Here is a 24,290-nt window from a genome sequence, read left to right as displayed (position 1 = left end):
CATAAGGAAATCGCCATGCGTTCGATCTGCTATGCCGCTGCGTTATGTTCTGTCGCTGTCTTGCCTGCGCTCGTACCCGTTGCCCACGCGGCGGACGGGGTGATGAAGATGTACAACTGGTCCGACTACATCGGCCCCGACACCCTGAAGAACTTCCAGCAGGACAGCGGCATCAAGGTCGAGTACGACATCTTCGACACCAACGAGATGCTCGAAGCCAAGATGCTCTCCGGCCATTCCGGGTATGACTTGGTGGTGCCGTCCAGTCAGTTCCTGTCCAAGCAGATCCGCGCCGGCGCCTACCAGCCGCTGCAGCGTTCGCTGCTCGGCAACTGGAATCACCTCGACCCGCGTCTGATGAAGCGCCTGGAAGCGGCGGACCCCGGCAACCGCTATGCGGTGCCGTACATGTGGGGCACGGTGGGTATCGGTTACAACGAAGAGAAGGTCAGGGCGGTGCTGGGCAAGGACGCGGTGCTCGATTCCTGGTCGATGGTGTTCGATCCGGCCAACCTCGCCAAACTCAAAAGCTGCGGCGTGGCCTTTCTCGATGCGCCGGTGAAGATCATTCCCCAGGCCCTGCAGTATCTGGGGCTGGACCCCAACAGCACCCGACCCGACGACTACAAGAAGGCCTCGGTGCTGCTGATGAAACTGCGGCCTTCGGTGACCTACTTCAACTCGTCCAAGTACACGGCGGACCTGGCCAACGGCGATATCTGCGTGGCCATCGGTTATTCGGGGGACGTGATGCAGGCCCAGACCCGCGCCCACGAGGCGGGCAAGAACGTCGACATTCGTTACCTGATTCCCAAGGAAGGCGTGAACCTGTGGTTCGACATGCTGGCCATTCCCAAGGACGCCAGCAACGTCGCCAACGCCCACACCTTCATCAACTACCTGCTGCGCCCGCAAGTGATCGCCAAGGTCAGCGATTACGTGGGTTACGCCAACCCCAACAGCGACGCCACGGCGCTGATGGACCCCAAGGTCAGCGCCAATCCGGGGATCTATCCCGGCGATGAGGTGATCGCCAAGACCTTCGTCTCCGCCGATCTGCCGGACAACATCCAGCGCCTGATCACCCGCGAATGGAACCGGATCAAGTCTGGCCAATGAACCTGTCTTGAAGAGCTTTTGTCATGTTGAAATTTTCTGCACATGAGTACCCGTATCCCTCCCGGCGCCAAAGCGTGTTCGCCCGCCGCGGCATGGTCGCCGCGTCCCAGCCGCTGGCGGCCCAGGCGGGCATGGAAGTGATGCAAAAGGGCGGCAACGCGATCGATGCCGCCATTGCCACCGCAGCGGCGCTGACCGTGGTCGAGCCCACCGGTTGCGGCATCGGTGGCGACGCCTTTGCGCTGGTCTGGACCCAGGGCAAGTTGCACGGCCTGAACGGCAACGGCCATGCGCCTGCCGCCTTGAGCATCGAGGCCGTAAAGGCCGCCGGGCATGCAGAGATGCCGTTGTATGGCTGGACGCCGGTGACCGTGCCGGGCTGCCCGGCGGCGTGGGCCGAGCTGTCGCGGCGCTTCGGCAAATTGCCGTTCGCCGAGCTGCTGGCACCGGCGATCAGCCTGGCGCGCGATGGCTTTGCCGTTTCGCCGATGGTCGCCCATCAATGGCAGATCGCATTCGATGAGTTCGCGCCACATCGCGACGCCGTGCTCGACAGCTGGTTCGAGACCTTTTCGGTCAATGGCCGCGCACCAAAAGCTGGCGAAGTGTTTCGCAACCCGGCTCAGGCCCGCACTCTGGAAGAACTGGCCGCGACCCGGTGTGAAAGCCTGTATCGCGGCGATCTGGCGCAGCGGCTCGACGCCCACTCCCGGGCCACCGGCGGTTACCTGCGCGCCGAAGATCTGGCGGCCTTCCAGCCGCAGTGGGTCGAGCCGATCAGCGTCAATTACCGCGGCTACGACGTCTGGGAAATCCCGCCCAGCGGCCAGGGCCTGGTGGCGCTGATGACCTTGCGCCTGCTCGAAGGCTTCGAGTTCGATCATCGCGACAGCCAGCAGACCTGGCACCGTCAACTGGAGGCCATGAAGCTGGCGTACAGCGACGGCCTGCATCACATCACCGATCCGCAGCACATGCGTGTCGCGGTAGCCGACCTGTTGAGCGATCGATACAGCGATGAGCGTCGCGCGCTGATCGGCGAGCGAGCGCAGGCGCCGAAACCCGGCGACCCTCACGCCAGCGGCACCGTGTATCTGGCGACCGCCGATGCCGAGGGCAACATGGTGTCGTTCATCCAGAGCAACTATCACGGCTTCGGCTCCGGCGTGGTGTTGCCCGACAGCGGCCTGGCGTTGCAGAACCGCGGGCAGGAGTTCAGCCTCGATGCGAACCACGCCAACTGCCTGGTGCCGGGCAAGAAAACCTTTCACACCATCATCCCGGGCTTCCTCACCAAGGACGGCCAGGCCGTTGGCCCGTTCGGCGTGATGGGTGGCTACATGCAGCCCCAGGGCCATGTGCAGATGGTGATGAACCTGGTGGATTTCGGCCTCAACCCGCAGGCCGCGCTGGATGCACCGCGCTGGCAATGGCTGGGCGGTATGAAGATCGGCATTGAGCAGGGCGCCTCACCCGATCTGGCCGCAGCGTTGGCCCGCCGCGGGCACGAAATCGTCATCGCCTACGATTCCACCGAATACGGCCGAGGCCAGATCATCGTCCGCGACCCGGTCAGTGGCGTGCTGTGCGGCGGCACCGAGCCGCGGGTGGATTCGACCATTGCGGCGTGGTGACCGCAAAAAACTGTAGATGGAACCGTAACCGGCGGCAGGCCACCCAAGGGGATCGCCTTCAGGACCTGCCGCCATGCCGCCATCGCCGTTACACACTCTGCGCTTGACCTCTCTGGCGGCGGCGCTGCTGTGCGCCGGTTGCCAGTCTTTCGACGGTGTCGCCCAAGCGCCCTATGACCGCACGCCCAGATTGGTGGCCGGACTGCGGCCCGTTCATGAACCTGTGCCGCGCCGCTTGCCGGCGGCCTACGACGGCAGCGATATCTGGGGGCGACTGGGGCAGGGCTTCAGCCTGCTGGACGACAACGGCCTGAATCCGCGCATCGTGCGCCAGCGCGACTGGCTGCTGAGCAATCCCGGCTTCTTGCGCAACGCCAGCCTGCGCGCCGGGCCGTACCTGCATTACATCGCCGAAACCCTCGATGAACGACGCCTGCCTTCGGAGCTGGCGCTGTTGCCTATCGTGGAAAGTGCCTACAACCCCAAAGCCAGTTCGATTCGCGACGCCGCCGGGCTCTGGCAGTTCATGGCCGCCACCGGGCGCGACTTCAACCTGCGTCAGACCGCCTGGTATGACGGCAGGCGCGATGTGGTGGCCTCCAGCCGCGCCGCGATGGATTACCTGAGTCGCCTGCACGATCAGTTCGGCGGCGACTGGCTGCTGGCCATGGCCGCTTACAATGCAGGTGAGGGCACCGTTGCCCGGGCCGTGGAGGCCAACCAGCGACGCGGCCTGCCCACCGATTACTGGCACCTGGATTTGCCCCGGGAAACCCAGGATTACGTCCCGCGCCTGCTGGCGTTATCGATGCTGGTGCGCGAGCCACAGGCCTACGGCGTGCAACTGAGCCCGGTAGCCAATGCGCCGTACTTCACCGCCATCGAGCTGGCCCGGCCGGTGGACATCAGCCAGCTGGCGGCCAGTGCCGGGGTCGACGAAGGCGTGCTGCTCGGCTTGAACCCGGCCTTTTTACGCAAGAAGACCATTGATGGCCCTCGGCATCTGCTGGTGCCACGGGACCAGGCCGATCAGTTGAGTGCCACTCTCGCGAAGCTGCAGGACGGCGGAGCAGGGCCTGAAGTGCTGGCGGTTAGTGCCAGCCAGGCGGCACCGTCTGTCAGGTTGATGCCCTGATGGCCATTTCGCACATCGCTGATGGAGGGGAGGCTCAGCTGGGTGTATCGACTGCGATACAGGCCCGGTATGCTCCGGCGGGTGCTTCGAATAGCTGCCTTAGAGGCGCCTGACCATACTTTCCTGCTGAAACGTTTTTGAACTTTTTCCGCCCTCTGTAACCCCTCTGATACACGCCAGGATTATCCGGTTCCGACATATCTTGAAACATCGGATGACATTTGCGTCGCAAATACCCGCCCATCACCGGGATGACTTTAATCCCTGCGATGAAACTGCTTAGTTGCCTATCGATAGCATCCTGAGATCACGCCGCGCCGGTAAAGTGTGAAAAAAACGTGAACCGGTGGAAGCGGAGTGCCAGCCTGAGAGCCCGAAAATCAAGGCTTGCGGCGAAATGCTGCTGAATGGTTAAAGCAATGTTCGGAAAACCGAATACGCTTAGTTGGATTTCCGAACGGTTGTCATGCAGCTGATGTTTAAGGCGTTTGTAAGTAATGGATGGCGAGTATTAGTGTCGGTCTGACAAAATCGTAATGCGGATTGTTAATAAGCGCGGTATTGAAATGGTGAACAGGGGTGGGAATAAGCAGTTTGGAAAAGTTAGAGGCGGAAAGTCATCAAGTGACAAGGTCAGTATTAAGTTACAGTGAACGAAGTGGGAGCGGGCATTGTAAATGCCCGTGATGGATTTCTGACGAAGGATCGAAGCGCACATCGGGCTGCACTAAAAATGATCATAAACCGCTGAATATTAACGTTTTGTGATGGTCGATGAGAACGGTTCTCCATTGGTGGAGTCCCGTTAAATCAATCGTCCACGGCAGGCAAGGCCTAAATTTAAATAGGCGTTTGAATGAAACAGCACCGCCGTTAGTTGGTGTATTAAATAAAGTCAAAATGATATCACTGCGGGAACTCTGTGATCATGTTCTCATCGGGATCGGGAACTAAAATTAATTATTGATGCCTGTGTAATGCGTGGTACTAATAAATCGCTTGCACCCAATGTGAGAGGTATCGATGAAGGAAGAAATCGATGTAAGCGGCTGTGCACATTTTGCAGAAAACGGGGCATTGGATATTCATCAGATCGCGGTGAATACCGCGAGTCTGGATATGGACCTGCTCTTGTGCGGGGAGACCGGCACCGGCAAGGACACACTGGCCAAACGCATTCACGAGCTATCAGCCAGAACCGGCGCCTTCGTCGGCATGAATTGCGCGGCGATCCCTGAATCGCTGGCCGAGAGCCAGCTGTTTGGAGTGGTCAACGGCGCCTATACCGGCGTCAACCGGGACCGGCAGGGTTACATCGAGGCGGCCTGTGGCGGCACCTTGTACCTGGACGAAATCGACAGCATGCCGCTGAGTCTTCAGGCCAAGCTGCTGCGGATTCTGGAAACCCGGGGCATCGAGCGTCTGGGCTCGACCACCTTCATCCCGGTCAACCTGCGGGTGATCGCCTCGGCGCAACGGCCGCTGGATGAACTGGTGGAACAAGGGCTGTTTCGCCGCGACCTGTTCTTTCGCCTCAATGTGCTGACCATCCAGATGCCGGCACTGCGCGAGCGACGGGAGCAGATCCTGCCCTTGTTCGACCAGTTCACCCAAGGCATTGCCGGAGATTTTCAGCGTGATGTACCGACGCTGGACAGCCACCTGATTCAGGTGCTGCTCAGCCATGCATGGCCGGGCAACATTCGTGAACTCAAGTCGGCGGCCAAACGTTTTGTCCTGGGTTTCCCATTGCTGGGGGCTGATCCTGCGCCGCCGCGCGACCCCGAAACCGGGCTCAAGACCCAGCTGCGGGTGATCGAGAAAATGCTGATCGAGGACGCCCTCAAGCGTCACAAGCATCGGCTCGATGCGGTGTTGCAGGAGCTCGAGATTCCGCGCCGTACCCTATACCACCGCATGAAGGAACTGGGCCTGAACTGCCTGGGCGCGTCTGACCCGGTGTTTTCGTAACCTCTGTTCGCTGTACCCGTTCGCAAGGCCCGCAAACCTGTTGTCGCGTAACCCTGAAACTCCAGAGGTCGTGGATGAGTGTGTACGAGTTTTTTGATGAGCAACTGGAAGACAACCATCAGGTGCCTAACCTGGCCGTTGTCGCCCAGAGCATTTCGCAGCTGGGCATCGACCTGTTGCTGTCCGGTGAAACCGGTACCGGCAAGGACACCGTAGCCCTGCGCATTCATCAATTGTCGGGCCGTTCAGGGCGGCTGGTGGCGATGAATTGTGCGGCCATCCCCGAATCGCTGGCCGAGAGCGAGCTGTTCGGCGTGGTCAGTGGCGCCTATACCGGCGCCGATCGTTCGCGGGTCGGCTACATCGAAGCGGCGCAAGGCGGCACGCTGTATCTGGACGAGATCGACAGCATGCCGCTGAGCCTGCAAGCCAAACTGTTGCGGGTGCTGGAAACGCGAGAACTGGAGCGCCTGGGCTCGACCACGCCCATCGCGCTGGATCTCTGCGTGATCGCCTCGGCCCAGCATTCGCTGGATGAGCTGGTGGAGCAGGGCAGGTTCCGGCGCGACCTGTATTTTCGCCTCAATGTGCTGACCCTCAAGCTGCCGCCGCTGCGGGTTCAGCGGGAGCGGATCATTCCGCTGTTTCGGCGTTTCGCCTTGAGTTCGGCGCGCGAATCGGGGCTGCAAATGCCGGAGCTGTCCGCCGTGCTGCGGCACATGCTGCTCAACCATGACTGGCCGGGCAACATCCGTGAACTCAAATCGGCGGCCAAGCGCTTCGTCCTGGGGTTTCCGCTGCTCGCTGGCGAACAGGGCGAGGAGCCGCGTGAGTCGACGACCGGGCTCAAGTCGCAGATGCGCGTCATCGAGAAAATCCTCATCCAGACCGCGCTCAAGCGGCACAACAACAGCATCGATGCCGTCAGCCAGGAACTCAACATTCCCCGGCGCACGCTGTATCACCGCATGAAAGAGCTGGATGTCTGAGCGGATTACCCGCTGTCGCATCATGTAGCAGTCCGGCTTGCCGGCGGCAGCGATCTTGCGCACGTCCCGCCGGCAAGCCGTGCTGCTACGGGATCGAGGTCACACACAAATCACATGAACACCCCCAACCGCCGTAGCAGCCGGGCTTGCCCGCGGGAGCGATCTTGAAGGTGCCTGCGTTGGCATGCCGTACCGCCGAAGCGCTGTGCGGCCGCTGTAAAAATTAATCGCAAAACCTCTGGAACCGATCCTGCCCCTGTCGCCACCCATCAGCACCAAGCACTTTCGCTGGTGATGACCCAGGAGTATTCGACATGGCAGGTATCAACCCAATCTCGATGGCCGGCAACTTCGCCAACAGCCTGATCAACGGTGGCGGCCAGGCGGCTCAGCAGGCGGCCAGCGCGGTCACCAACTTCAAGCAGGAAAGCGCCATCACCGATTCGTCGGCCCCGTCCAAGGCCGAAGCTGCGCAGAACGCGGCCACCGAAAAGGCCGACGCCAGCCAGGCGCGCCTGATCGCCATGCAGACCGACGCCGACATCCGCAAACAGACCAACGACGTGCTCAGCGCCATTCGTTCGGGCAAGGAAGACAGCGCCAACAAGGCGATCAGTGCCGAGGCGCAGAACGCCAAAGGTATCAGCTACTGATCACTCAGAGCGCCCCCTGAAAAAGGGGGCAACCCCCTGACGTTGGAGGTTTCATGCTTAGTCTCAATGCCAGTATCAACCCGCTGCAAAACCTGCACATCGGCGCCGTGGCCGGGCATGCGCAGACCGGCGCAAGCCAGGGCCCGCAGTCGCTCAAGGACGTCATCGATACGCTGTCCAAGGCGCTGACCCAGGGCGGCCACCTGGACCAGGACTCGCCGCTGGGCAAGATGGTCGGCGACAAGTTGAAAGAAATGAACCCGCTGGCGGCGGCCATTGGCGGCGGCTCGCAAGACATGGTCAAGGCCGCACTGGGCGAGGTCATCAAGGACAAGCTGGGCGACAACTTCGGCGCAGCCTCGAACCTCGGGCTCGGCGGCGGCGCGGGCCAGCCGGACTTGATGAGCCAGGTGCTCAATGGGCTGGGTAAAGCTTCGTTGGATGACCTTCTCTCCAAACAGGGTGATGGAACGAAGTTTTCCTCCAGCGACATGCCGCTGCTGGACAAGGTCGCGCAGTTCATGGACGACAATCCGAGCAAATTCCCGGCGCCGGATTCGGGCTCCTGGAAGAACGAACTCAAGGAAGACAACTACCTGAACAAGGACGAGACCGACAGTTTCCGTGCAGCGCTTGACATGCTCGGCACCCAGTTGGGCCAGCAACAAAACGGCGTAGGCGACAGTGGCGCGGGCAGCCCGCTGGGCAACAACGCGTTCGCCACCGATCCGTCGGGCGGGCAGAGCCCGACTCAGGATCTGGGGCAGTTGCTCAGCGGCTTGCTGCAACAGGGGCTCAATGCCAATCAGGGCAATGGCGTGGGTTCGCCCACCGGCAATTCGGGCAGCTCGGGTAATAGTGTGACTCAGGATCTGGGCCAGCTGCTTGGCGGGTTGATCGAAAAAGGCCTGGAAGCCAGCCAGAACGGCAACGGCGGCCAGCAGAACCCGATGTTCGCGCAGCACGACCTGCAAAACAGCCTGGCCGATGCGGCGAGCTCGATCGTCACCGCGTTGCTGGGTGGTACCAACGGCAACAACAACCTGTCCTGATAAACCGCGCAACCCTCGACCCGCCTGCCGGAGAGCAGCCATGACCGTTTCCAGTATCAATCACCTCAAATCGTCATCCCCCGATCTTGAGCAGCATCTTGATCAGGGACTGGTCAGCGGGCCTTCACAGGCGGATGTCGACCTGTTCAACGCTGCCATGCGCCCCGATCCGGCGCTGCAGCAGAGCCAGTTGAGCGAACAGATCGCCAGTGCCTTGCACGAGCGGCTGGGCTCGATGGACAAACTTTCCCAGCAGGCCCTGCGCCGGATGAAAAGCGCCACCACCTCCGACAACCCGCTGGACATCGCCCAGATGAGCCGCTCGTTGTCGCAGTACTCGTTGCAGATGGCGATGACCACCAAGGTCGTGAACAAGAGCGCCCAGGCGCTCGACAAGCTGACCAACCTGCAATAGGGCACCGGCGTGAAATACCTGACCGCAGGCCTGATGTGCCTGATGCTGCTGCTCGGCGGCTGCAGCGATGAAACCGACCTGTTCAGCGGCCTGTCCGAGCAGGACTCCAACGATGTGATCGCCTCGCTGGCCGATCAGCACATCGATGCGCGCAAACGCACCGAGAAAACCGGCGTGGTGATCAGCGTGCCTACTGGCGACATCAATCGCGCGGTGCGGGTGCTGGATGCCGCCGGGTTGCCGCGCCGCTCGCGCACCAGCTTGGGGGAAATCTTCAAGAAGGAAGGGGTGATCTCCACGCCGCTGGAAGAACGTGCGCGCTACATCTACGCGCTGTCTCAGGAGCTGGAAGCGACCCTGTCGCAGATCGACGGGGTGATCGTGGCGCGGGTGCACGTGGTGCTGCCTGAGCGCATCGCCCCGGGCGAGCCGGTGCAACCGGCGTCGGCGGCGGTGTTCATCAAGCACACCGCCGCGCTGGACCCTGACAGCGTGCGCGGGCGCATTCAGCAGATGGTCGCCAGCAGCATTCCCGGCATGTCCAGCGAGCCGCTGGATTCGAAGAAATTCGCCATCGTCTTCGTGCCCGCCGCCGAGTTCCAGGAAACCGAACGGCTGGTGCATTTCGGCCCGTTTCTGCTGGACAGTGAAAACCTCGGCTTCTGGAAGGGCATGGTCTGGGCCGCACCCTTTGGCGTGCTGGTGCTGATCGCGGTGCTGGTGCTGATTCTGCGTGGTGACTGGCGCCAGGCGCTGTTTGCCAGGATTGGCCTTGGCCGTGGCGAACGCTCCAACCTGCCGGCGCGTGCCTGATGACCAGCGTCGAGGCACGCTGGATTGACTGGTGGTGCGCGCCGTGGAAAGGCGCGCACCCGGCGTGGACCGAGCGCTTCATGGCCTCCTGCGCGATACCGCAAAGCGCTTTCAGCGAACTGCCTCACAGCGCGCACACCGCGTTCCTGCACAGCGTCGGTATCGAGCCGAGCCAACCGCCGATGCCGGTGCCTGCACTGCTGCAATGGTTGGCGCTGGAGCCTGAGCAACAGCAGCAGGCGCTGGCTTTGGCGGACAGCATCTGCCTGGCGCGATCATCCGCCGATGAACTCCACCAGACCTGGTGCCGGGCCGTGGCCAAGGCGCTGCGCCCCGGTGCCTGGCTGGCGCCGGATATCGACGACTCGCGTCTGCTGCTGGCCGCCTGGGCTGGGGACGCCTGCTGGTCGCGCCTGCGCCTGAATTGGCCCCCCGACGCTGTTGCCACAACCTTGTCGCCCATGCCGGCCAACAAACTGCAGACTCTCTGGGAGTCTGTCTTGTGGCGCGTCATCACGCCCTGAAATCCTCTGCGGGAACAACCCACATGCTCGCCAAACGCCGCCTCGTTCTGTCGTCATCCGCCGTGCTGGCCGAAACCATTCTGCGCCGGGAGGACATCGCCGACAGCCAGCGGGCTGCCGAGGTGCTCGACGACGCCCGGCGCCAGGCCCGGCAAATCCTCGACGACGCTCAGCACCAGGCTCAGCGGCTGCAGGACCAGGCGCTGGCGCAGTTCTGGGAGCGGGCCGAGGGGTTTCTTCATGGGCTGGAACAACAGCGTCAGATCCAGCAAGTACAAGCCATGCACGCCGTCGAAGAACTGCTCATCGGCGCGCTGGCCCGCTTGCTCGACGAAGCGGATCTTGCCGAACGCAGCCGCGCGCTGGTGCGGCATCTGGCCGCCAGCCAGCCGGTCGAAGCGGTGGCGACGCTCAGTGCCCATCCGGACATGCTGCCCAGCCTCTCGCAGTGGCTCGACGGCAGCCGCTACGCCGAGCACTGGCAGCTCAAGGGCGATGCATCGCTGGCCGCCGACAGCTTGCGCCTGAGCGACGCCAACGGCGCGTTCGATGTCGATTGGGCCAGCCTGCGTCGCGGGCTGCTGGGGCAATCCGCCGAATAAGCGTGCTTTATCGAGGGTTTATGGAACCGCAGCGCCGGCAACGTCCACTCAGGGACTGAACCCACACGCTGGAGTTGTCCCATGATCAATTTCAAATCCCTGCAAAACCACCTCGACCACGCGTACAGCCGCGCCCAGGACAACATGGAAGACGCCGCCGAAGCGGCCGCCGAAAGCGGCACCATGGAAGACCTGCAAGCCTTCAACGACGCCTCGCAGCAGACCAACGTCGCCAACATGGTCCTCAACGAAGGCCTGCGCGCCAAACACGGCATCACCAAAGCGATCATCGATGGAATTCAGTGAATTCACGGCGATCCTCGCCCAGTGGTGTGCGCTGCGACCGCTCACGCCGCTGGACTGCTGGATCGATGACGCCAACGCGCAGCTGGCAGTGCACGGCAGCGGCGTGCGGGTGAGCCTGGACGTGCTCGACCCCTATGACGCCAGCGACCCGCAGCATCTTGCGGCGTTGCTCGGTCAGGGCGGCGCCAGTGTCGCCTGCCAGTGCGACGGCGCGCTGGGCATCGACCCCGAGAGCCGCTGCGTGGTGCTGCTGGGCTGGCTGGCCGATCCCTGTGACGAGCACCAGGTGCTCGCGCTGCTGGAGCGCCTGGCCAACCAGCGCGCCGCGATGCTCAGCCTCATGCAAACCTTCATGCGCAACGCCACGGCTGCTTCGTCGCCACGCGCAACCCTCAATACCTGGCAAGCGGGAGTGTGAAATGCGCAAGGCCTTTATGTGGCTGCCGTTGCTGATGATCGGCCTGTCGGCACCGGTGCTGGCGGCGGTGCCCGACGCCTGGAAACACACGGCATACGCCTATGATGCGCGGCAGACCGACCTGGCCACGGCGCTGGGCGATTTTGCCAAGGAGTTCGGCATCGGCCTGGACATGGCGCCGATCCAGGGCACCCTCGACGGGCGCATCCGCACCCGCAATCCTCAGGAGTTTCTCGACCGCCTGGGGCAGGAGCACCATTTCCAGTGGTTCGTCTACAACGAAACCCTGTACATCAGCCCCACCAGCGAGCAGACCTCGGCGCGCATCGAAGTCTCTCCCGAGGCGGTGGACGACCTGCAGCAGGCGCTGTCCGACGTCGGCCTGCTGGACAAGCGCTTCGGCTGGGGCGCGCTGCCCGACGAAGGCGTGGTGCTGGTGCGCGGCCCGGCCAAGTACGTGGACTTCGTGCGCAACTACAGCAAGAAGGTCGAAGCGCCGGAAAAGGCCGAGAAACAGGATGTGCTGGTGCTGCCGCTCAAATTCGCCAACGCCGCCGACCGCACCATCCGCTATCGCGACCAGCAACTGACCGTGGCCGGGGTCGCGAGCATTCTTCAGGAGCTGCTGGAAAGCCGCTCTCGCGGTGAATCCATCAACGGCGTGAGTCTGATTCAGGGGCAGGGCAGCACCGCCAGCGGCATGTCCGGCAACAACTATTCGGCGCTCAATTATGGCGGCGCACAGAGCGGCGGGTTCGACACCGACGCGCTGGAGCAGGGGATTGACCGGGTGCTGGGCAGCCGTGGCAAGCGCGGCAGCTCTGGCAGCGGTACCGGCGCTCGCTCGAAGATCCGCGTCAGCGCCGACGTACGCAACAACTCGGTACTGATCTACGACCTGCCTAAGCGCCGCGCGATGTACCAGAAACTGGTCAAGCAACTGGACACCCCGCGCAACCTGATCGAGATCGACGCGGTGATTCTGGACATCGATCGCAACGAGCTGGCCGAACTGTCCAGCCGCTGGAACTTCAACGCGGGCAGCGTCAGCGGTGGGGCGAATCTGTTTTCCCAGGGCACCAGTTCGACGCTGTTCATTCAGGACGCGGGCAAGTTCGCCGCCGACCTGCATGCATTGGAAGGCAACGGCGCGGCCTCGGTGATCGGCAACCCGTCGATTCTCACCCTGGAAAACCAGCCCGCCGTGATCGACTTCAGCCGCACTGAATTCCTGACGGCGACGTCTGAACGGGTCGCCGATATTCAGCCGATCACCGCCGGCACCAGTTTGCAGGTGATCCCGCGCTCGCTGGACAAGGGCAACAAGTCCCAGGTGCAACTGATCGTCGACATCGAAGACGGCCAGATCGACACCTCGACCATCAACGATGAGCAACCGGCGGTGCGCAAGGGCAACGTCAGCACCCAGGCGGTGATCGCCGAGCACGGCTCGCTGGTGATCGGCGGCTTCCATGGCCTGGAGACCAACGACAAGGTCAACAAGATTCCGCTGCTGGGGGACATTCCGGTGATCGGCAAGCTGCTGTTCCAGAACCGCAGCCGCGAACTCAACCAGCGCGAGCGGCTGTTTATCCTCACGCCGCGGCTGATCGGCGATCAGGTCAATCCGTCGCGCTATGTCGAGATCAGCAACCCTCACGACGTGGACGACCAGATGAAGCGCATCCAGCAGCGTCGTGACGGCGGTGAAGTGCCAACCCGGGGCGACGTGCAGAACGCGTTTACCCAGTTGCTCGACGGCGTGGTGCCGGTGGGCTTCAACAGCGGCGAAGCCTTGCCGTTCGAGCCTGACAGTCTGTGTGATCCAGGTAAGGGGCTGGTGCTTGATCGTCAGCGTTCGCAGTGGTTCTCGAAGAAGGATTGGGGCATTGCGGTAGTGGTGGCGCATAACGACACCGACAAACCGGTGCGCATCGACGAAGGCCGCTGCGGCGGGCGCTGGGTGATGGGTGTTGGCGCCTGGCCCCATGCCTGGGTGGCGCCGGGGGCCGAGAGCGAAATCTACATTGCCCTGCGTCAGCCACAGGTCTCGACCCGCGCCGGCAAGAACCGGCCATCACTGCTCAAGGAGGCGGCGCGATGAACAGAAGTATGTATGCACTGGTGTTGCTGGCACTGGCCACGCTGGCCGGTTGCGCGAGCCACTCGGGTTGCTCGGGCTATGCCTGCAAGCGTCCCGATTCCAATGACCGGGAACTGGTGATCTGGTGGCCGCCGGACATGCGCCAAGGGATCGACGAACGCGACCACGAACAGGATTTCACCGTTGTGCCACTGAAGGATTGAGCATGATTCGGGTATCGGAAAAGGCGGATTTCTACGCCCATGTCGCCGCCGAGCGCGCGGCGATCTGGCCGGTGGCAAGCGGGGTGGCATTCGTCAGCCGCCGCGAGCACCGCGACTGGGGCATCGCTCTGCACATCGAAGGCCGGGCCCTGCGCCCCGAGCAATTGCGCGATGCGCTGCAGCGGCGGTTCTCCCAGGCGCAGCTGTACAACGATTACTTCCTGTTCCTCGACGTGCAGCGCGATTTCGTCGTGTGGCACGCGGTGCAGGGCCAGGCCCAACCGGTGAGCCTGGACAGCATTCGCCAGCATGAGTTGATGTTGGCGGGGTTGGAGCATTTGGATGATGCAAGCCGGTAACGGAAGCGCCAGACGCCATCTGACCTGTAGGAGCGAATTTATTCGCGAAGCGCGGGTACAGGCGACACATCTGCGTCGGCTGTCCGATGTTCGCGAATGAATTCGCTCCTACAGTGGTTCTTGCGTCTGGCTCGGCTGCTGTGGCGATGAATGATTCTGCTGTGTTATGCGATCACGTCCTGAACCTGCGCACCAGGCTGTCGAGCTCGTTGGACAATGCCGCCAGGTTGCGCGAGTCGCCCCGTGCCGAATCTGCCAGTTCCGCCACCAGTTGCGCATCGCCATGGATCTGGCTGATGTGCCGGTTGATGTCTTCGGCCACCTGATGCTGCTGTTCGGCAGCCGTGGCGATCTGGGTGTTCATGTCGCGGATCACGTCCACCGACTCGCGAATCTGCCCGAAGCTGCTGCGCGCCTGACCGATCTTCGCCACCGACTGCTGCGACACGTCCAGGCTTGCGTGCATCTGCTGGGCCACCGAAGCGGTGCGTTTGGCCAGGTTGCCCAACAGCGAGTCGATCTCGGCGGTGGAGTCTGCAGTGCGCTTGGCCAGCGCACGCACTTCATCGGCCACCACGGCGAACCCGCGGCCCTGTTCACCGGCGCGTGCGGCTTCGATAGCCGCGTTGAGTGCCAAGAGGTTGGTCTGCTCGGCGATCGAGCGAATGGTGTCGAGGATCGACTGGATGTCGTTGCTGTCTTTTTCCAGCTGCGACATGTCATTGGCCGAACGGGAAATCTCTGCGCTCAACTGGTCGACGCTGGTCACCGCGTCGTCGATCTGCCGCTGGCCTTCGCGGGCCTGGCGCTGGCCGCTGTCGGCCGATTCGGCGGCCTGGCTGCAGGAGCGGGCGACTTCGTTGGCGGTGGCGACCATTTCGTGGAACGCCGTCGACACCATGTCCACCGCTTCACGCTGGCGCCCGGCGGCTTCGGCCATGTCGTTGGACACGCGGGTGGAACTGGTGGAACTGTCGAGGATCTTGCTCGCCGCATGGCCGATGTGCTGGATCAGCCCGCGAATCGCCGCCAGAAACTGGTTGAACCAGTTGGCCAGTTGCGCGGTTTCATCCTTGCCGCGCACCGACAGGCTCTTGGTCAGGTCGCCTTCGCCCTGGGCGATGCCTTCCAGACCGCTGGCCACGCCGCGAATCGGCCGCACGATCAGGGTCGCGAAGCTGGCGCCGACAATCGCGAAGACCACCGCCAACACCGCCGCGATCACCGCGATCAGCCAGGTCAGACGGGTGGCCGAGGCCATCACTTCGTCCTGCTTGATCAGGCCGATGAAGCTCCAGCCCAGTTGCTCGGACGGGAACACGTTGGCCATGAAGTGCTCGCCATTGATGTCGACCTTGATCAGGCCGGAGCCGGCCTTGGCCAGCTGCGTGAAGCCTTCGCCCAACTCACCGAGCTTCTTGAAGTTGTGCTCCGGTTGCTTCGGGTCGACCAGCACCGTGCCGTTGTTTTCGATCAGCATCAGGTAGCCGCTTTCGCCCAGCTTGATCTGCTTGACGATGCTGGTCAGCTGCTTGAGCGACACGTCGATGTTGACCACGCCGCCGTTGCTGCCCAGGGCGTTGTTGACCGCGCGAACGGTACTGACCAGCACCGCGTCATCGCCCGCCCAGTAATAGGCCTCGGTGCGCAGGGTCTTGCCGGCGTTGGCCTGGGCGGTCTTGTACCAGGGGCGCTGGCGCGGGTCATAGCTGGCCATCTTCGGATCGCCAGGCCAGAACGCATAGCTGCCGTTGGCCAGGCCGTAGGAGACGTACGAGTAGTCCGGGTGACTCTTGGCCAGGCTCTCGAACAGGCTGAACAGCGTTTTGTCGGCGTCGGTCTGCGGGATGCTCGGGGCATCGGCGCTCATGTAGCTCTTCACGCCTTCACCCGCGCCGGTCACGGTCGGGTGCGCGGCCAGGTAGTCGACGTTCTGGCGAATGCCATCGAAGAACAGCTGCATGGCGTTGGCGACCTGGCGGATCTCCCGGCTGCTGCCGTCGACGAAATCGCTTTCGGCGTCGTTGCGCAAGTTAATGATCACCATCGTCGCGACGAGGATGATCGGCACGCAAGCGATGACGGCAAAGGCCCAGGTGAGTTTCTGTTTGATGTTCATCGGCGCTCCTGATTGTTATTGGATTCACGCGGAGAAAAAGCTGCGGGGCAGCGGATCGATCAGGACAGTGCGATGGGGGTCAGGCAAATCCGTCTGATGGTATGCGGCTATCGGCAAAAGGGCGGGGATCTTGAGGCATGGATCACGGTTTCAGGTCAACGGTAAAGCCATGACCGATCGATGACTTGTGGGAGCGAGCTTGCTCGCGAAAGCAGTGGGTCAGTCGATGCTGCAGTGGCAGGACTGACGTCTTCGCGAGCAAGCTCACTCCCACAAGGGAAGGTTTATGCCGGCCGCAGGCGCAAAAATCGTGCGCCATCGGACGGGTCGGTCAGCCAGTGGCCCTGTACGCCAAAGGTGGCCCTAAGGCGTTCAGGTGTCAGCACCTCGAAAGGTGAGCCCAGCGCCACCAGCCGCCCACTGTCCATGACTGCCAGGCGATCGCAGGCCAGTGCCTGGTTCAGATCGTGCAGGGCGATCACCGTGGTCACCGGCAAGCGCTGCACCAGCGACAGGATCGACAGTTGCTGCTGGATATCCAGATGATTGGTCGGCTCGTCCAGCAGCAGGATCTGCGGTCGCTGGACCAGTGCCCGGGCGATGTGGGCGCGCTGGCGTTCGCCGCCGGAGAGGGTGTGCCAGGCCCGCTGGGTCAGGTGCGTGAGGTTCACGTCGGCAATGGCCTGGCTGACGATCTGCCGGTCGTCATCGCTCCACGGCGCCAGTGCCGACAGCCAGGGCGTGCGGCCCAGTTCGACGGCCTGCAGCAGGCTGATGGCGTCGCCGGTCTCGGCCTGCTGTTCGACCACCGCCAGGCGCTGGGCGATGTCCCGGCGCTTGAGGGCCGACAAGCGCTGCTCGCCCAGTCGGACTTCGCCTGTGGTCGGCGCAAGGATGCCGGCCAGCAGGCGGATCAGCGTCGACTTGCCCGAACCGTTGGGGCCGACGATGCCCAGGTTCTCGCCCGCACGAATGCTCAGGGTCACGCCGTCGAGCAGCTGCGCGCCCTTGACCGAGTAACCCAGTTCGGTGCCGCTGAGCACGGCCGTGGCATGTTCGGTTCTGGCATTCATCGTGTCCGGTTCCCGCGAATGAGGATCAGGGCGAACACCGGCGCGCCGACCAGCGCGGTGATCACGCCAATGGGCAACACCTGGCCCTTGATCAGCGTGCGCGACAGCACATCGGCGGCGATCAGAAACAGGGCGCCGCTCAAGGCGCTCAGCGGCAACAGACGCGCATGCCTGACGCCGGCAACCATGCGCACCGCGTGGGGAATCACCAGTCCGACGAAACCGATGGAGCCGACAATCGAGACCATGACGGCGGTGACCAGCGCGGCGGCGCCGATCAGCACGGCTTGAACCTGGCGCACCGGAATACCCAGCGAGGCCGCCGAGTCGCTGCCGAAGGTGAATGCATCCAGCGCGCGACGGTGCCACAGGCAGACCAGCAGGCCGAGCAGCACCACCGGGACGGCCAGCAGCACCTGCGACCAGCGCACGCCGGAGAGGTTGCCCAGCAGCCAGAACATGATGCCGCGCGCCTGCTCGGCATTGGCCGATTTGGTGATCAGGAACGAGGTCAGGGCGTTGAACAGTTGCGAGCCTGCGATACCGGCCAGAATGATCTGGCTGGCGGTCGACTGGCCCTTCGAAGAACGGGCGAGCAGGGCGACCAGGGCAAAGGCGGCGATGGCCCCGGCAAAGGCACCGGTGGACAGGGAAATCGCCCCGGCGCCCAAGCCGATCAAGGTCACCAGCACCGCGCCAGTGGAGGCGCCCGCCGAAATCCCCAGCAGATACGGATCGGCCAGCGCATTGCGCAGCAGCGACTGCAGCACCACGCCACAAATCGCCAGCCCGGCGCCACAGGCCGCGGCGACGATGGCCCGGGTCAGGCGGTAGTTCCAGACGATGCCTTCGTCGATCGGGTCCAGCGGGTAGCCGGCCGCCCACAGCTTGTTCGCCAGCACCTGGAAAATCACCGGCAGGCTGATGGAGGTTTCACCGATGGCGATGCCGGCGATCACGGCCGCCAACAGCACGGCGCTGACCCAGAGGGCGTGAGTGAGCAGACGCAGCAAACTGTTGCGAATCATTGGCCCGCCGTGGCCTGGGCGAGCTGCTCGATGCCGTCGAACAGGCGCACGCTGGATTCCATGGCGCTGGCGTCCATGATCACTATCCGGTTGTTTTTCACCGCATCCATGTTGCGGGTGACCGGGTCGGATTTGAGGAAGGCCAGCTTCTTCTCATGATCGTCGGCCGGGAAACGGCGACGATCCATGCGCGCGATGACCAGGATGCTCGGGTTGGCCTTGGCGATGGTTTCCCAGCCCACGGTCGGCCATTCTTCGTCGGATTCGATGACATTGCGCATGCCCAGGGTGTCGAGCATGAAATTCGGGATACCCTTGCGCCCGGCCACGAAAGGCGCGGCGTTGAGCTCAGGGCTGGAGAACCAGAACAGCGCCGAGAGCTGCTGGCTGTCGTGGGATTTCGCCTCAGCGACCGCCTTGGCCAGGCGCGCCTGGAAGTCGGCGACCAGTGCCTGGCCGCGGTCCTGCACGTCGAAGATTTCAGCTTGCTGGCGCACGCTCTTGTACAGGGTCTCGATGTCGAACGCCTTGAGTCGGGTGCCGTCGGCGCCGACCAGATTGTCTTTGCCTTCGCAATCAGACGGCAGGATGTAGGCCGGAATCTTCAGGTCGGCGAACTGCTGGCGGGTACCGACCGCGCCTTGCGGGCCGACCATCCATTCGAACTGCACCGGCACGAAGTCCGGGCGTTTGCCGATCACCGATTCGAAGCTCGGCGCATTGTCGGCCAGGCGCTCGATCTGGCTGTTGGCGTCCTGGTACTGCGCCAGTACCTGGTTGAACCACAGCGAGGTGCCGACCACTTGCTGGCTCAGGCCCAGGGCGTAAAGCATTTCGGTGGCGGCCTGGCCGATGGTCACGGCCTTTTGCGGGGCATGGGCGAAGGTCAGCGGCACGCCGCAGTTGTCGATCGTCAGCGGGTAGTGGGTGGGCGCGGCGAGGGCGGCGCTAGAGAGCGTCAGACCGGTGAACAGGGTGGCAAGGCGGCGCAGCGACATGAACGCAAATCTCCAGTAAGGCTGATTGCCGACGAATCGCTACTGGAAAGCACATCCCGATCATGCGATGCATGAAAGGCTGGCGCGGGTGAAAACCTGCACGAACGGATGTCCTTCCCGGACACCCCGCCGGTGAATGATTGACGCTTGCCGGCAGGTCTCCTGACTGGCGCGTCATTGCCATGCTCCGGCCTTCCCGGGAGGACCCAGTGGCGATCGTGAAGCAGGGCTCAGCGCCTACAGTTGCGGGGACAGTTCCGTTTGAGCCTTTGTCCCTGAAGCGGTCAGGCTCGCGGATTCCCTATTAATTCCGAGTGGAAACCGGCGGCGGGGATACTAAACGATTTGAAGAGAGCGGGCGAATCCGCTTTTGATTCTGCCCGCAGGGCGTGGGAGCAAGCTTGCTCGCGATCTGGCGCGCAGCGGCAGCAAAACCATGCGCCTCGGCATTGTCAGACATACCGCGTGCTCAGGGTTTACTGCCGCTGCGCGCCAGATCGCTGGCAAGCCAAGCTCCTACGCCCTGCGGGCAGAAGCTGATATCACAGACTGAGCGGCCAGCCGATCACCTTCTTGGTACGCGGCGTGGCATAGGTGCGCACCTTGGAGGTCTTCAACCCCAGCCGCATCAGCGACTCGGCCAACGCCACGGCGGCCGTCACGCCATCCACCACCGGCACCCCGGCGCGGTCGCGGATCATCTGGTCCAGGCCCGCCATGCCGCCGCAGCCCAGGCAGATCACCTCGGCCTTGTCGTGGGTCACGGCATGGGCGGCCTGTTCGACAATCGCCTCGATTGCGCGCCCGGGCATTTCTTCAAGCTCCAGCACGCTCATGCCGCTGGCCCGCACCGAAGCGCAGCGCTCGTACACCCCGGCCAGTTTCAGACGATCCTCGATCAGCGGCACCGCACGGTCCAGCGTGGTCACCACCGAATACTTGTGGCCCAACAGCATCGCCAGGCTGGCCGCCGCTTCGGTGATGTCCACCACCGGCACTTCCAGCAACTCCTGCAACCCTTCGCGGCCGTGCTCGCCGTAACCGGCCTGGATCACCGCGTCGAACGGCTGGTCGTAGGACATCACGCGGTCCATCACCGCAATGGCCGCCAGGTAGCTCTCGAAATTGCCTTCGACCGATTCCGCGCCGAAGCGCGGGGTCAGGCCGACGATTTCGGTACCGGGCGAGGCGACGCTGCGCGCCTGCTCGGCGATGGTCTGGGTCATCGACTGGGTGGTGTTGACGTTGACGATCAAAATTCGCATGGGTGGAGTCTCTCGCTTGCAATCAATGCTTGATGTCTTGCACGGCAATGGCCTCGCCACTGACGTCCTTGAAACGTTGGCGCCGGTCGGCCAGCAGCAGGTACAGCGCCGCGCCGATGGCCGCGCCCATCAGCCAGGAAAACGGTGACACCGATTCGAAGGCCGGCATCAGCGCGGTGATGGTGGAAATGATCGCGGCGGGAATAAACGCCCAGACCGCACGCAGGTTGACCCCGCGGGAATAGTGATACGGCCCGGCCGGATCTTCGGTGTACAGCTGCGGCACGTCCACACGGCCCTTGCGCAGCAGCCAGTAGTCGGCGGTGATTACGCCATACAGCGGGCCGAGCAGGGCGCCCAGACCCGAGAGAAAATACACGATCACCAGCGGGCTGTTGTAGAGGTTCCACGGCAGGATCAGCACAGCAACCGTCGCACTGAGCATCCCGGCGCGGCGGAAGGTGAGATAACGCGGCGCCAGGCTGCTGATCACGAAGGCCGGCGCGACGAAGTTGGCCATGATGTTCACCGCCACCGTGACGATCAGGAAGGCCAGGCAGCCGAGCACCAGAAAGAAGGTGTTGGGGATGGTCTTGATGATGTCGGTGGGGCTTTCGATGATCTGGCCGTTGATGGAGAACTGCGCGCCGGAGATGACCACAGTGATGAAGGCGAACAACAAAACGTTGACCGGCAGGCCCCAGAAATTGCCCTTACGGATGGTCTTCTTGCACGGTGCCGAGCGGGAGAAGTCGCAGAAGTTGAGAATCAGCGTGCCGTAGATCGCCAGCCACAGGGCGCTGCCGGCAAAAATGCTGCGCCACATCGCCAGGCCTTCCAGCGGTGCATTGGTGGTCCAGCTGATGTGCCCGTTGGCCTGGGTGAACATCCACACCGCCAGGCTGGCCACGGTCAGCAGAATGACCGGGCCGGCGAACGCTTCGTAGCGGCGCACCATTTCCATGCCGTAGGCCAGAATCACGAACTGCACCAGCCAAATGCTGATGAAGCAGACCCAGCCCAGGCTCGACAGCCCCAGCACGGAGTCGTGATCGTAACTGTCCAGCGCCGGGTCCAGCGCCGTGAGCAAAACCCGCAGCACCACCGAGGCCAGATAGGTCTGGATGCCGAACCAGGCGATGGCGATGACCGCGCGGATCAGCGCTGGAATCTGTGCACCGAAGATGCCGAAACTGACCCGGCTGATCACCGGAAATGGCACGCCGGTCTTCACGCCCATGTCGCCGGTCAGGTTCATGCACAGATAAACCAGCGCCGCGCCAATGGCCAGCGACAGCATGATCTGCCACCCGCCGAGCCCGAGGGCGTACAGGCCGATGGCGAAGGAGTAGTTGGCGAGATTGTGTACATCATTGGTCCACAAGGCAAAGATACTGTATCCACCCCATGTCCGCCCTTCGGCTTTTCGGGGCGCCAGGTCGTGATTGTGAAGACGGGGGCTGAGGGCGGGGTGGTCGGCGGCAGAAGCAGACGCGGCAAGGGCTGGATCCAGGGTGTTGTCTACTGGCATGTTCAACAATCTCCGGCGCTATTTGTATTTGTTTTTGTATACAGTGCGCTGGCAAGACTAGCTGAATCATCCGGTGAGTCAATCCGAAGATTACGAATGGCTGGAAGGATGCGAGATCTGTAGGAGCGAATTCATTCGCGATGCGATGGTGAACTCACCCCGAATGCATCGCCTGATCCATTTTCGCGAATGAATTCGCTCCTACAGGGAAATGTGTGTGCCGTAAGAGCAATATCAGCCCTTCATGGGCACCGGCGCTTGCGCCGCGATAAACCCCTGATCACGCATCGCCTGCCAGAACCCGTCCGGCACCTGCGCATTCAGCGCCGCGACGTCCTCGGCAATTCGCGACGGACGGCTGGCCCCGGGAATCACCGCGGCGACCAACGGATTGGCCAGCACGAACTGCAAGGCCGCCGCCTTGATGTCCACCTGATACTGCCGGGCGATTTCCTGAATGTGCGCGACCTTGTCCAGCATCGCCTGAGGCGCCTCCTGATACTCGAAGTGCTTGCCGCCTACCAGTACGCCCGAGCTGTAGGGCCCGCCGACGACGAACTCGGCATTGTGCTCGCGGGCCTTGTTGAACAGGCGTTGCAGCGGCTGGTCGTGGTCGAGCAACGAATATCGACCGGCCAGCAGAAAACCGTCAGGCTGTGCTTCACTCAAGTCCAGGGTCAGCTCGCAAGGCTCGACACGGTTGACGCCCAGCCCCCAGGCCTTGATCACGCCTTCCTCGCGCAGCCGGGTGAGGGTGCGAAAGGCGCCCTTGCGGGCGATGTTGAAATGCTCGATCCATTCGTCGCCATGGGCATCCTGGGCGATGTCGTGGACGAAGACGATGTCCAGCCGGTCGGTGTTCAGGCGCTCCAGGCTGGCGGCGATCGAGCGCAGGGTGGCGTCGGCCGAATAGTCGGTAAGGATTTTGTTCTTCAGGCCGTCGGTGAACGGGCCGCTGCGAGGTGCGTCGTCCAGCTCGTCGGAGACCAGCCGCCCGACCTTGGTGCTCAGGGTGTACTGATCCCGCGGCAGGCCGGCCAGGGCCTGGCCCAGTCGCCGCTCGGAAAGACCTGCGCCATACAGCGGCGCGGTGTCGAAGTAGCGAATGCCCTGATCCCAGGCCGACTGCACGGTAGCGGCGGCTTCGTCTTCACTGATGGTGCGGAACATGTTGCCCAGCGGGGCGGAACCAAAGCCCAGCTGGCCAATGATTTTGTCGTGCAGACTCATGTGGGTGTCCTGTCTGGAGGCATGGAGGCCGGATGAGCCGGCGTTCTGTACTGATCGCGCTGCGAGGCAGGAGTTCGGCGCGGATGCCCATGCAACTTTCCAGGGGCAGGGCGCTTCCAACCTTTGACCAGGCATCGTTATCCGGCAAACGGAGGGCAGTAGATGACCGAGCACATCATTCATTTCCACTGCGGGGTCGATCAGGCCAGTGCCGAGCATTTTCGCGACCGCTGCCTGGAGGCCGTCGGCAAAGGCGCCACCGGGCTGCTGCTGAACCTGTCCACGGCAGGCGGCAGCACGGCGCTGGGCTTTACCCTGTACAACTTTCTCAAGTCGCTGACGGTGCCGATTCGTGCGCTAAACAGCGGCAATATCGAATCCATGGGCATCGTGATCTACCTCGCTGCTCAGGAGCGCATCGTCTGTCCGCACTCACGATTCCTGATTCATCCCATGAGCTGGTACTTCAACCAGAGCTCGGTGGACCACTCGCGCATCCGCGAATACCTGCGCAGCCTGGACAACGACCTGCAGCGCTACGTGAACATCTACCTGAGCGAAACCGATGGCGCGGTGAACCCGGTGGACATTGGCAAGTGCCTGTCGGCCGAAGAGAAGGTGATTCGTGCCGAGGACTCGCTGGCGTGCGGCATCGCCCATCGGGTCGAGCAACTGCAGTTCGCCGATGACGCGGTGCACTGGACGGTCAGCGCCAGCTAAGCTCAAACCACAAGAACAATGAGGAGAAT

The 24,290-nt window shown here is 63.0% G+C and carries 23 protein-coding genes, 2 pseudogenes and 1 riboswitch; of the genes and pseudogenes, 17 read left to right on the top strand and 8 right to left on the bottom strand.

The features are described from left to right. The first annotated feature begins 15 nt into the window (after positions 1 to 15). The 16 genes and pseudogenes from AC1MEK_RS11565 to AC1MEK_RS11490 all read left to right on the top strand — a co-directional run bounded on the left by AC1MEK_RS11565 (position 16) and on the right by AC1MEK_RS11490 (position 14,297). Positions 16 to 1,119 (top strand): polyamine ABC transporter substrate-binding protein, encoded by a 1,104-nt coding sequence (locus tag AC1MEK_RS11565; RefSeq protein WP_480396406.1) that lies wholly within the window; start codon positions 16 to 18, stop codon positions 1,117 to 1,119. 23 nt (positions 1,120 to 1,142) lie between these two features. Next, the gene (locus AC1MEK_RS11560; protein ID WP_480396405.1) at positions 1,143 to 2,753 is read left to right on the top strand and encodes a gamma-glutamyltransferase family protein; all 1,611 of its coding nucleotides are present in this window, start codon (positions 1,143 to 1,145) and stop codon (positions 2,751 to 2,753) included. A gap of 73 nt (positions 2,754 to 2,826) precedes the next feature. Continuing rightward, positions 2,827 to 3,810: pseudogene (locus AC1MEK_RS11555) on the top strand (transglycosylase SLT domain-containing protein); the annotation flags it as partial. A 1,101-nt stretch (positions 3,811 to 4,911) separates the two neighbouring features. Next, positions 4,912 to 5,859, top strand: a complete 948-nt coding sequence (locus AC1MEK_RS11550; RefSeq protein ID WP_480396404.1) for a sigma 54-interacting transcriptional regulator — start codon at positions 4,912 to 4,914, stop codon at positions 5,857 to 5,859. Positions 5,860 to 5,933: 74 nt separating this feature from the next. Continuing rightward, the gene (locus AC1MEK_RS11545) at positions 5,934 to 6,848 is read left to right on the top strand and encodes a sigma 54-interacting transcriptional regulator (RefSeq protein WP_480396403.1); all 915 of its coding nucleotides are present in this window, start codon (positions 5,934 to 5,936) and stop codon (positions 6,846 to 6,848) included. Positions 6,849 to 7,162: 314 nt separating this feature from the next. Continuing rightward, positions 7,163 to 7,501 (top strand): type III secretion system major pilin HrpA, encoded by a 339-nt coding sequence (locus tag AC1MEK_RS11540; protein WP_480396402.1) that lies wholly within the window; start codon positions 7,163 to 7,165, stop codon positions 7,499 to 7,501. Between the two features lie 53 nt (positions 7,502 to 7,554). Further along, complete coding sequence (locus tag AC1MEK_RS11535; protein ID WP_480396401.1) at positions 7,555 to 8,553, top strand: type III secretion system effector HrpZ; 999 nt, start codon at positions 7,555 to 7,557, stop codon at positions 8,551 to 8,553. A gap of 40 nt (positions 8,554 to 8,593) precedes the next feature. After that, on the top strand, positions 8,594 to 8,968 hold the full coding sequence (sctI, locus tag AC1MEK_RS11530) for a type III secretion system inner rod subunit SctI (RefSeq protein ID WP_480396400.1): 375 nt from the start codon (positions 8,594 to 8,596) through the stop codon (positions 8,966 to 8,968). Between the two features lie 9 nt (positions 8,969 to 8,977). Continuing rightward, positions 8,978 to 9,781, top strand: a complete 804-nt coding sequence (gene sctJ, locus AC1MEK_RS11525; RefSeq protein ID WP_480396399.1) for a type III secretion system inner membrane ring lipoprotein SctJ — start codon at positions 8,978 to 8,980, stop codon at positions 9,779 to 9,781. Continuing rightward, positions 9,781 to 10,305: a type III secretion protein gene (locus tag AC1MEK_RS11520; RefSeq protein WP_480396398.1), complete on the top strand. Its 525-nt coding sequence runs from the start codon at positions 9,781 to 9,783 to the stop codon at positions 10,303 to 10,305. Before sctJ ends, AC1MEK_RS11520 begins: the two co-directional genes overlap by 1 nt. Before the next feature lie 23 nt (positions 10,306 to 10,328). Further along, positions 10,329 to 10,907: a type III secretion system stator protein SctL gene (gene sctL / locus AC1MEK_RS11515; protein WP_480396397.1), complete on the top strand. Its 579-nt coding sequence runs from the start codon at positions 10,329 to 10,331 to the stop codon at positions 10,905 to 10,907. A gap of 81 nt (positions 10,908 to 10,988) precedes the next feature. Further along, a complete protein-coding gene (locus AC1MEK_RS11510) occupies positions 10,989 to 11,213 on the top strand; it encodes a type III secretion protein (protein ID WP_480396396.1) in 225 nt (74 codons plus the stop codon). Then, entirely contained in the window at positions 11,200 to 11,631 is a 432-nt protein-coding gene (locus tag AC1MEK_RS11505; RefSeq protein WP_480396395.1) for a type III secretion protein, read from the top strand. Before AC1MEK_RS11510 ends, AC1MEK_RS11505 begins: the two co-directional genes overlap by 14 nt. A gap of 1 nt (position 11,632) precedes the next feature. Continuing rightward, on the top strand, positions 11,633 to 13,735 hold the full coding sequence (sctC, locus tag AC1MEK_RS11500; protein WP_480396394.1) for a type III secretion system outer membrane ring subunit SctC: 2,103 nt from the start codon (positions 11,633 to 11,635) through the stop codon (positions 13,733 to 13,735). Then, positions 13,732 to 13,938 carry an HrpT family type III secretion system protein gene (gene hrpT, locus AC1MEK_RS11495; protein WP_480396393.1) on the top strand — a complete coding sequence of 69 codons (207 nt, stop codon included), beginning with the start codon at positions 13,732 to 13,734 and terminating at the stop codon, positions 13,936 to 13,938. Before sctC ends, hrpT begins: the two co-directional genes overlap by 4 nt. A gap of 2 nt (positions 13,939 to 13,940) precedes the next feature. After that, entirely contained in the window at positions 13,941 to 14,297 is a 357-nt protein-coding gene (locus AC1MEK_RS11490; protein ID WP_480396392.1) for a type III secretion protein HrpV, read from the top strand. A gap of 172 nt (positions 14,298 to 14,469) precedes the next feature. Here AC1MEK_RS11490 and AC1MEK_RS11485 read toward each other — a convergent pair whose 3' ends face one another. From AC1MEK_RS11485 to AC1MEK_RS11450, 8 genes and pseudogenes are all read right to left on the bottom strand, one after another. Continuing rightward, the gene (locus AC1MEK_RS11485) at positions 14,470 to 15,198 is read right to left on the bottom strand and encodes a methyl-accepting chemotaxis protein (RefSeq protein ID WP_480396425.1); all 729 of its coding nucleotides are present in this window, start codon (positions 15,196 to 15,198) and stop codon (positions 14,470 to 14,472) included. Positions 15,199 to 15,327: 129 nt separating this feature from the next. After that, positions 15,328 to 16,344, bottom strand: a pseudogene (locus AC1MEK_RS11480) (HAMP domain-containing protein); the annotation flags it as partial. A 356-nt stretch (positions 16,345 to 16,700) separates the two neighbouring features. Beyond that, positions 16,701 to 17,489: an ABC transporter ATP-binding protein gene (locus AC1MEK_RS11475; RefSeq protein ID WP_480396391.1), complete on the bottom strand. Its 789-nt coding sequence runs from the start codon at positions 17,487 to 17,489 to the stop codon at positions 16,701 to 16,703. After that, complete coding sequence (locus AC1MEK_RS11470; RefSeq protein ID WP_480396390.1) at positions 17,486 to 18,517, bottom strand: FecCD family ABC transporter permease; 1,032 nt, start codon at positions 18,515 to 18,517, stop codon at positions 17,486 to 17,488. The genes AC1MEK_RS11475 and AC1MEK_RS11470 overlap by 4 nt, the downstream gene beginning before the upstream one ends. Further along, positions 18,514 to 19,515: an ABC transporter substrate-binding protein gene (locus tag AC1MEK_RS11465; RefSeq protein ID WP_480396389.1), complete on the bottom strand. Its 1,002-nt coding sequence runs from the start codon at positions 19,513 to 19,515 to the stop codon at positions 18,514 to 18,516. Before AC1MEK_RS11465 ends, AC1MEK_RS11470 begins: the two co-directional genes overlap by 4 nt. A 135-nt stretch (positions 19,516 to 19,650) precedes the next feature. Continuing rightward, positions 19,651 to 19,856, bottom strand: a riboswitch (cobalamin riboswitch). A gap of 201 nt (positions 19,857 to 20,057) precedes the next feature. Further along, positions 20,058 to 20,780 carry an aspartate/glutamate racemase family protein gene (locus tag AC1MEK_RS11460; RefSeq protein ID WP_480396388.1) on the bottom strand — a complete coding sequence of 241 codons (723 nt, stop codon included), beginning with the start codon at positions 20,778 to 20,780 and terminating at the stop codon, positions 20,058 to 20,060. Between the two features lie 22 nt (positions 20,781 to 20,802). After that, positions 20,803 to 22,311: an NCS1 family nucleobase:cation symporter-1 gene (locus tag AC1MEK_RS11455; RefSeq protein WP_480396387.1), complete on the bottom strand. Its 1,509-nt coding sequence runs from the start codon at positions 22,309 to 22,311 to the stop codon at positions 20,803 to 20,805. 234 nt (positions 22,312 to 22,545) lie between these two features. After that, on the bottom strand, positions 22,546 to 23,541 hold the full coding sequence (locus AC1MEK_RS11450) for an aldo/keto reductase (RefSeq protein WP_480396386.1): 996 nt from the start codon (positions 23,539 to 23,541) through the stop codon (positions 22,546 to 22,548). 162 nt (positions 23,542 to 23,703) lie between these two features. On the opposite strand from AC1MEK_RS11450, the gene AC1MEK_RS11445 reads away from it, so the two are divergent. Next, positions 23,704 to 24,261, top strand: a complete 558-nt coding sequence (locus tag AC1MEK_RS11445; protein ID WP_480396385.1) for an ATP-dependent Clp protease proteolytic subunit — start codon at positions 23,704 to 23,706, stop codon at positions 24,259 to 24,261. Positions 24,262 to 24,290 lie beyond the last annotated feature (29 nt).

It is taken from the genome of Pseudomonas sp. 2 (assembly GCF_056627435.1).
Note: the sequence above shows the minus strand (reverse complement) of the source record. Positions and strands in the feature narration are given on the sequence as shown.

Excerpts from the sequence above, each read along its gene's own strand:
- AC1MEK_RS11505 (WP_480396395.1), top strand. The coding sequence starts at position 11,200 with ATGGAATTCAGTGAATTCACGGCGATCCTCGCCCAGTGGTGTGCGCTG.
- hrpT (WP_480396393.1), top strand. The coding sequence starts at position 13,732 with ATGAACAGAAGTATGTATGCACTGGTGTTGCTGGCACTGGCCACGCTG.
- AC1MEK_RS11520 (WP_480396398.1), top strand. The coding sequence starts at position 9,781 with ATGACCAGCGTCGAGGCACGCTGGATTGACTGGTGGTGCGCGCCGTGG.
- AC1MEK_RS11565 (WP_480396406.1), top strand. The coding sequence starts at position 16 with ATGCGTTCGATCTGCTATGCCGCTGCGTTATGTTCTGTCGCTGTCTTG.
- AC1MEK_RS11550 (WP_480396404.1), top strand. The coding sequence starts at position 4,912 with ATGAAGGAAGAAATCGATGTAAGCGGCTGTGCACATTTTGCAGAAAAC.
- AC1MEK_RS11545 (WP_480396403.1), top strand. The coding sequence starts at position 5,934 with ATGAGTGTGTACGAGTTTTTTGATGAGCAACTGGAAGACAACCATCAG.
- AC1MEK_RS11510 (WP_480396396.1), top strand. The coding sequence starts at position 10,989 with ATGATCAATTTCAAATCCCTGCAAAACCACCTCGACCACGCGTACAGC.
- AC1MEK_RS11475 (WP_480396391.1), bottom strand. The coding sequence starts at position 17,489 with ATGAATGCCAGAACCGAACATGCCACGGCCGTGCTCAGCGGCACCGAA.
- AC1MEK_RS11470 (WP_480396390.1), bottom strand. The coding sequence starts at position 18,517 with ATGATTCGCAACAGTTTGCTGCGTCTGCTCACTCACGCCCTCTGGGTC.
- AC1MEK_RS11465 (WP_480396389.1), bottom strand. The coding sequence starts at position 19,515 with ATGTCGCTGCGCCGCCTTGCCACCCTGTTCACCGGTCTGACGCTCTCT.
- AC1MEK_RS11490 (WP_480396392.1), top strand. The coding sequence starts at position 13,941 with ATGATTCGGGTATCGGAAAAGGCGGATTTCTACGCCCATGTCGCCGCC.
- sctI (WP_480396400.1), top strand. The coding sequence starts at position 8,594 with ATGACCGTTTCCAGTATCAATCACCTCAAATCGTCATCCCCCGATCTT.
- AC1MEK_RS11450 (WP_480396386.1), bottom strand. The coding sequence starts at position 23,541 with ATGAGTCTGCACGACAAAATCATTGGCCAGCTGGGCTTTGGTTCCGCC.
- sctC (WP_480396394.1), top strand. The coding sequence starts at position 11,633 with ATGCGCAAGGCCTTTATGTGGCTGCCGTTGCTGATGATCGGCCTGTCG.
- sctL (WP_480396397.1), top strand. The coding sequence starts at position 10,329 with ATGCTCGCCAAACGCCGCCTCGTTCTGTCGTCATCCGCCGTGCTGGCC.
- AC1MEK_RS11540 (WP_480396402.1), top strand. The coding sequence starts at position 7,163 with ATGGCAGGTATCAACCCAATCTCGATGGCCGGCAACTTCGCCAACAGC.
- AC1MEK_RS11445 (WP_480396385.1), top strand. The coding sequence starts at position 23,704 with ATGACCGAGCACATCATTCATTTCCACTGCGGGGTCGATCAGGCCAGT.
- AC1MEK_RS11535 (WP_480396401.1), top strand. The coding sequence starts at position 7,555 with ATGCTTAGTCTCAATGCCAGTATCAACCCGCTGCAAAACCTGCACATC.
- AC1MEK_RS11560 (WP_480396405.1), top strand. The coding sequence starts at position 1,143 with ATGTTGAAATTTTCTGCACATGAGTACCCGTATCCCTCCCGGCGCCAA.
- AC1MEK_RS11460 (WP_480396388.1), bottom strand. The coding sequence starts at position 20,780 with ATGCGAATTTTGATCGTCAACGTCAACACCACCCAGTCGATGACCCAG.
- AC1MEK_RS11455 (WP_480396387.1), bottom strand. The coding sequence starts at position 22,311 with ATGCCAGTAGACAACACCCTGGATCCAGCCCTTGCCGCGTCTGCTTCT.
- AC1MEK_RS11485 (WP_480396425.1), bottom strand. The coding sequence starts at position 15,198 with ATGGTGTCGACGGCGTTCCACGAAATGGTCGCCACCGCCAACGAAGTC.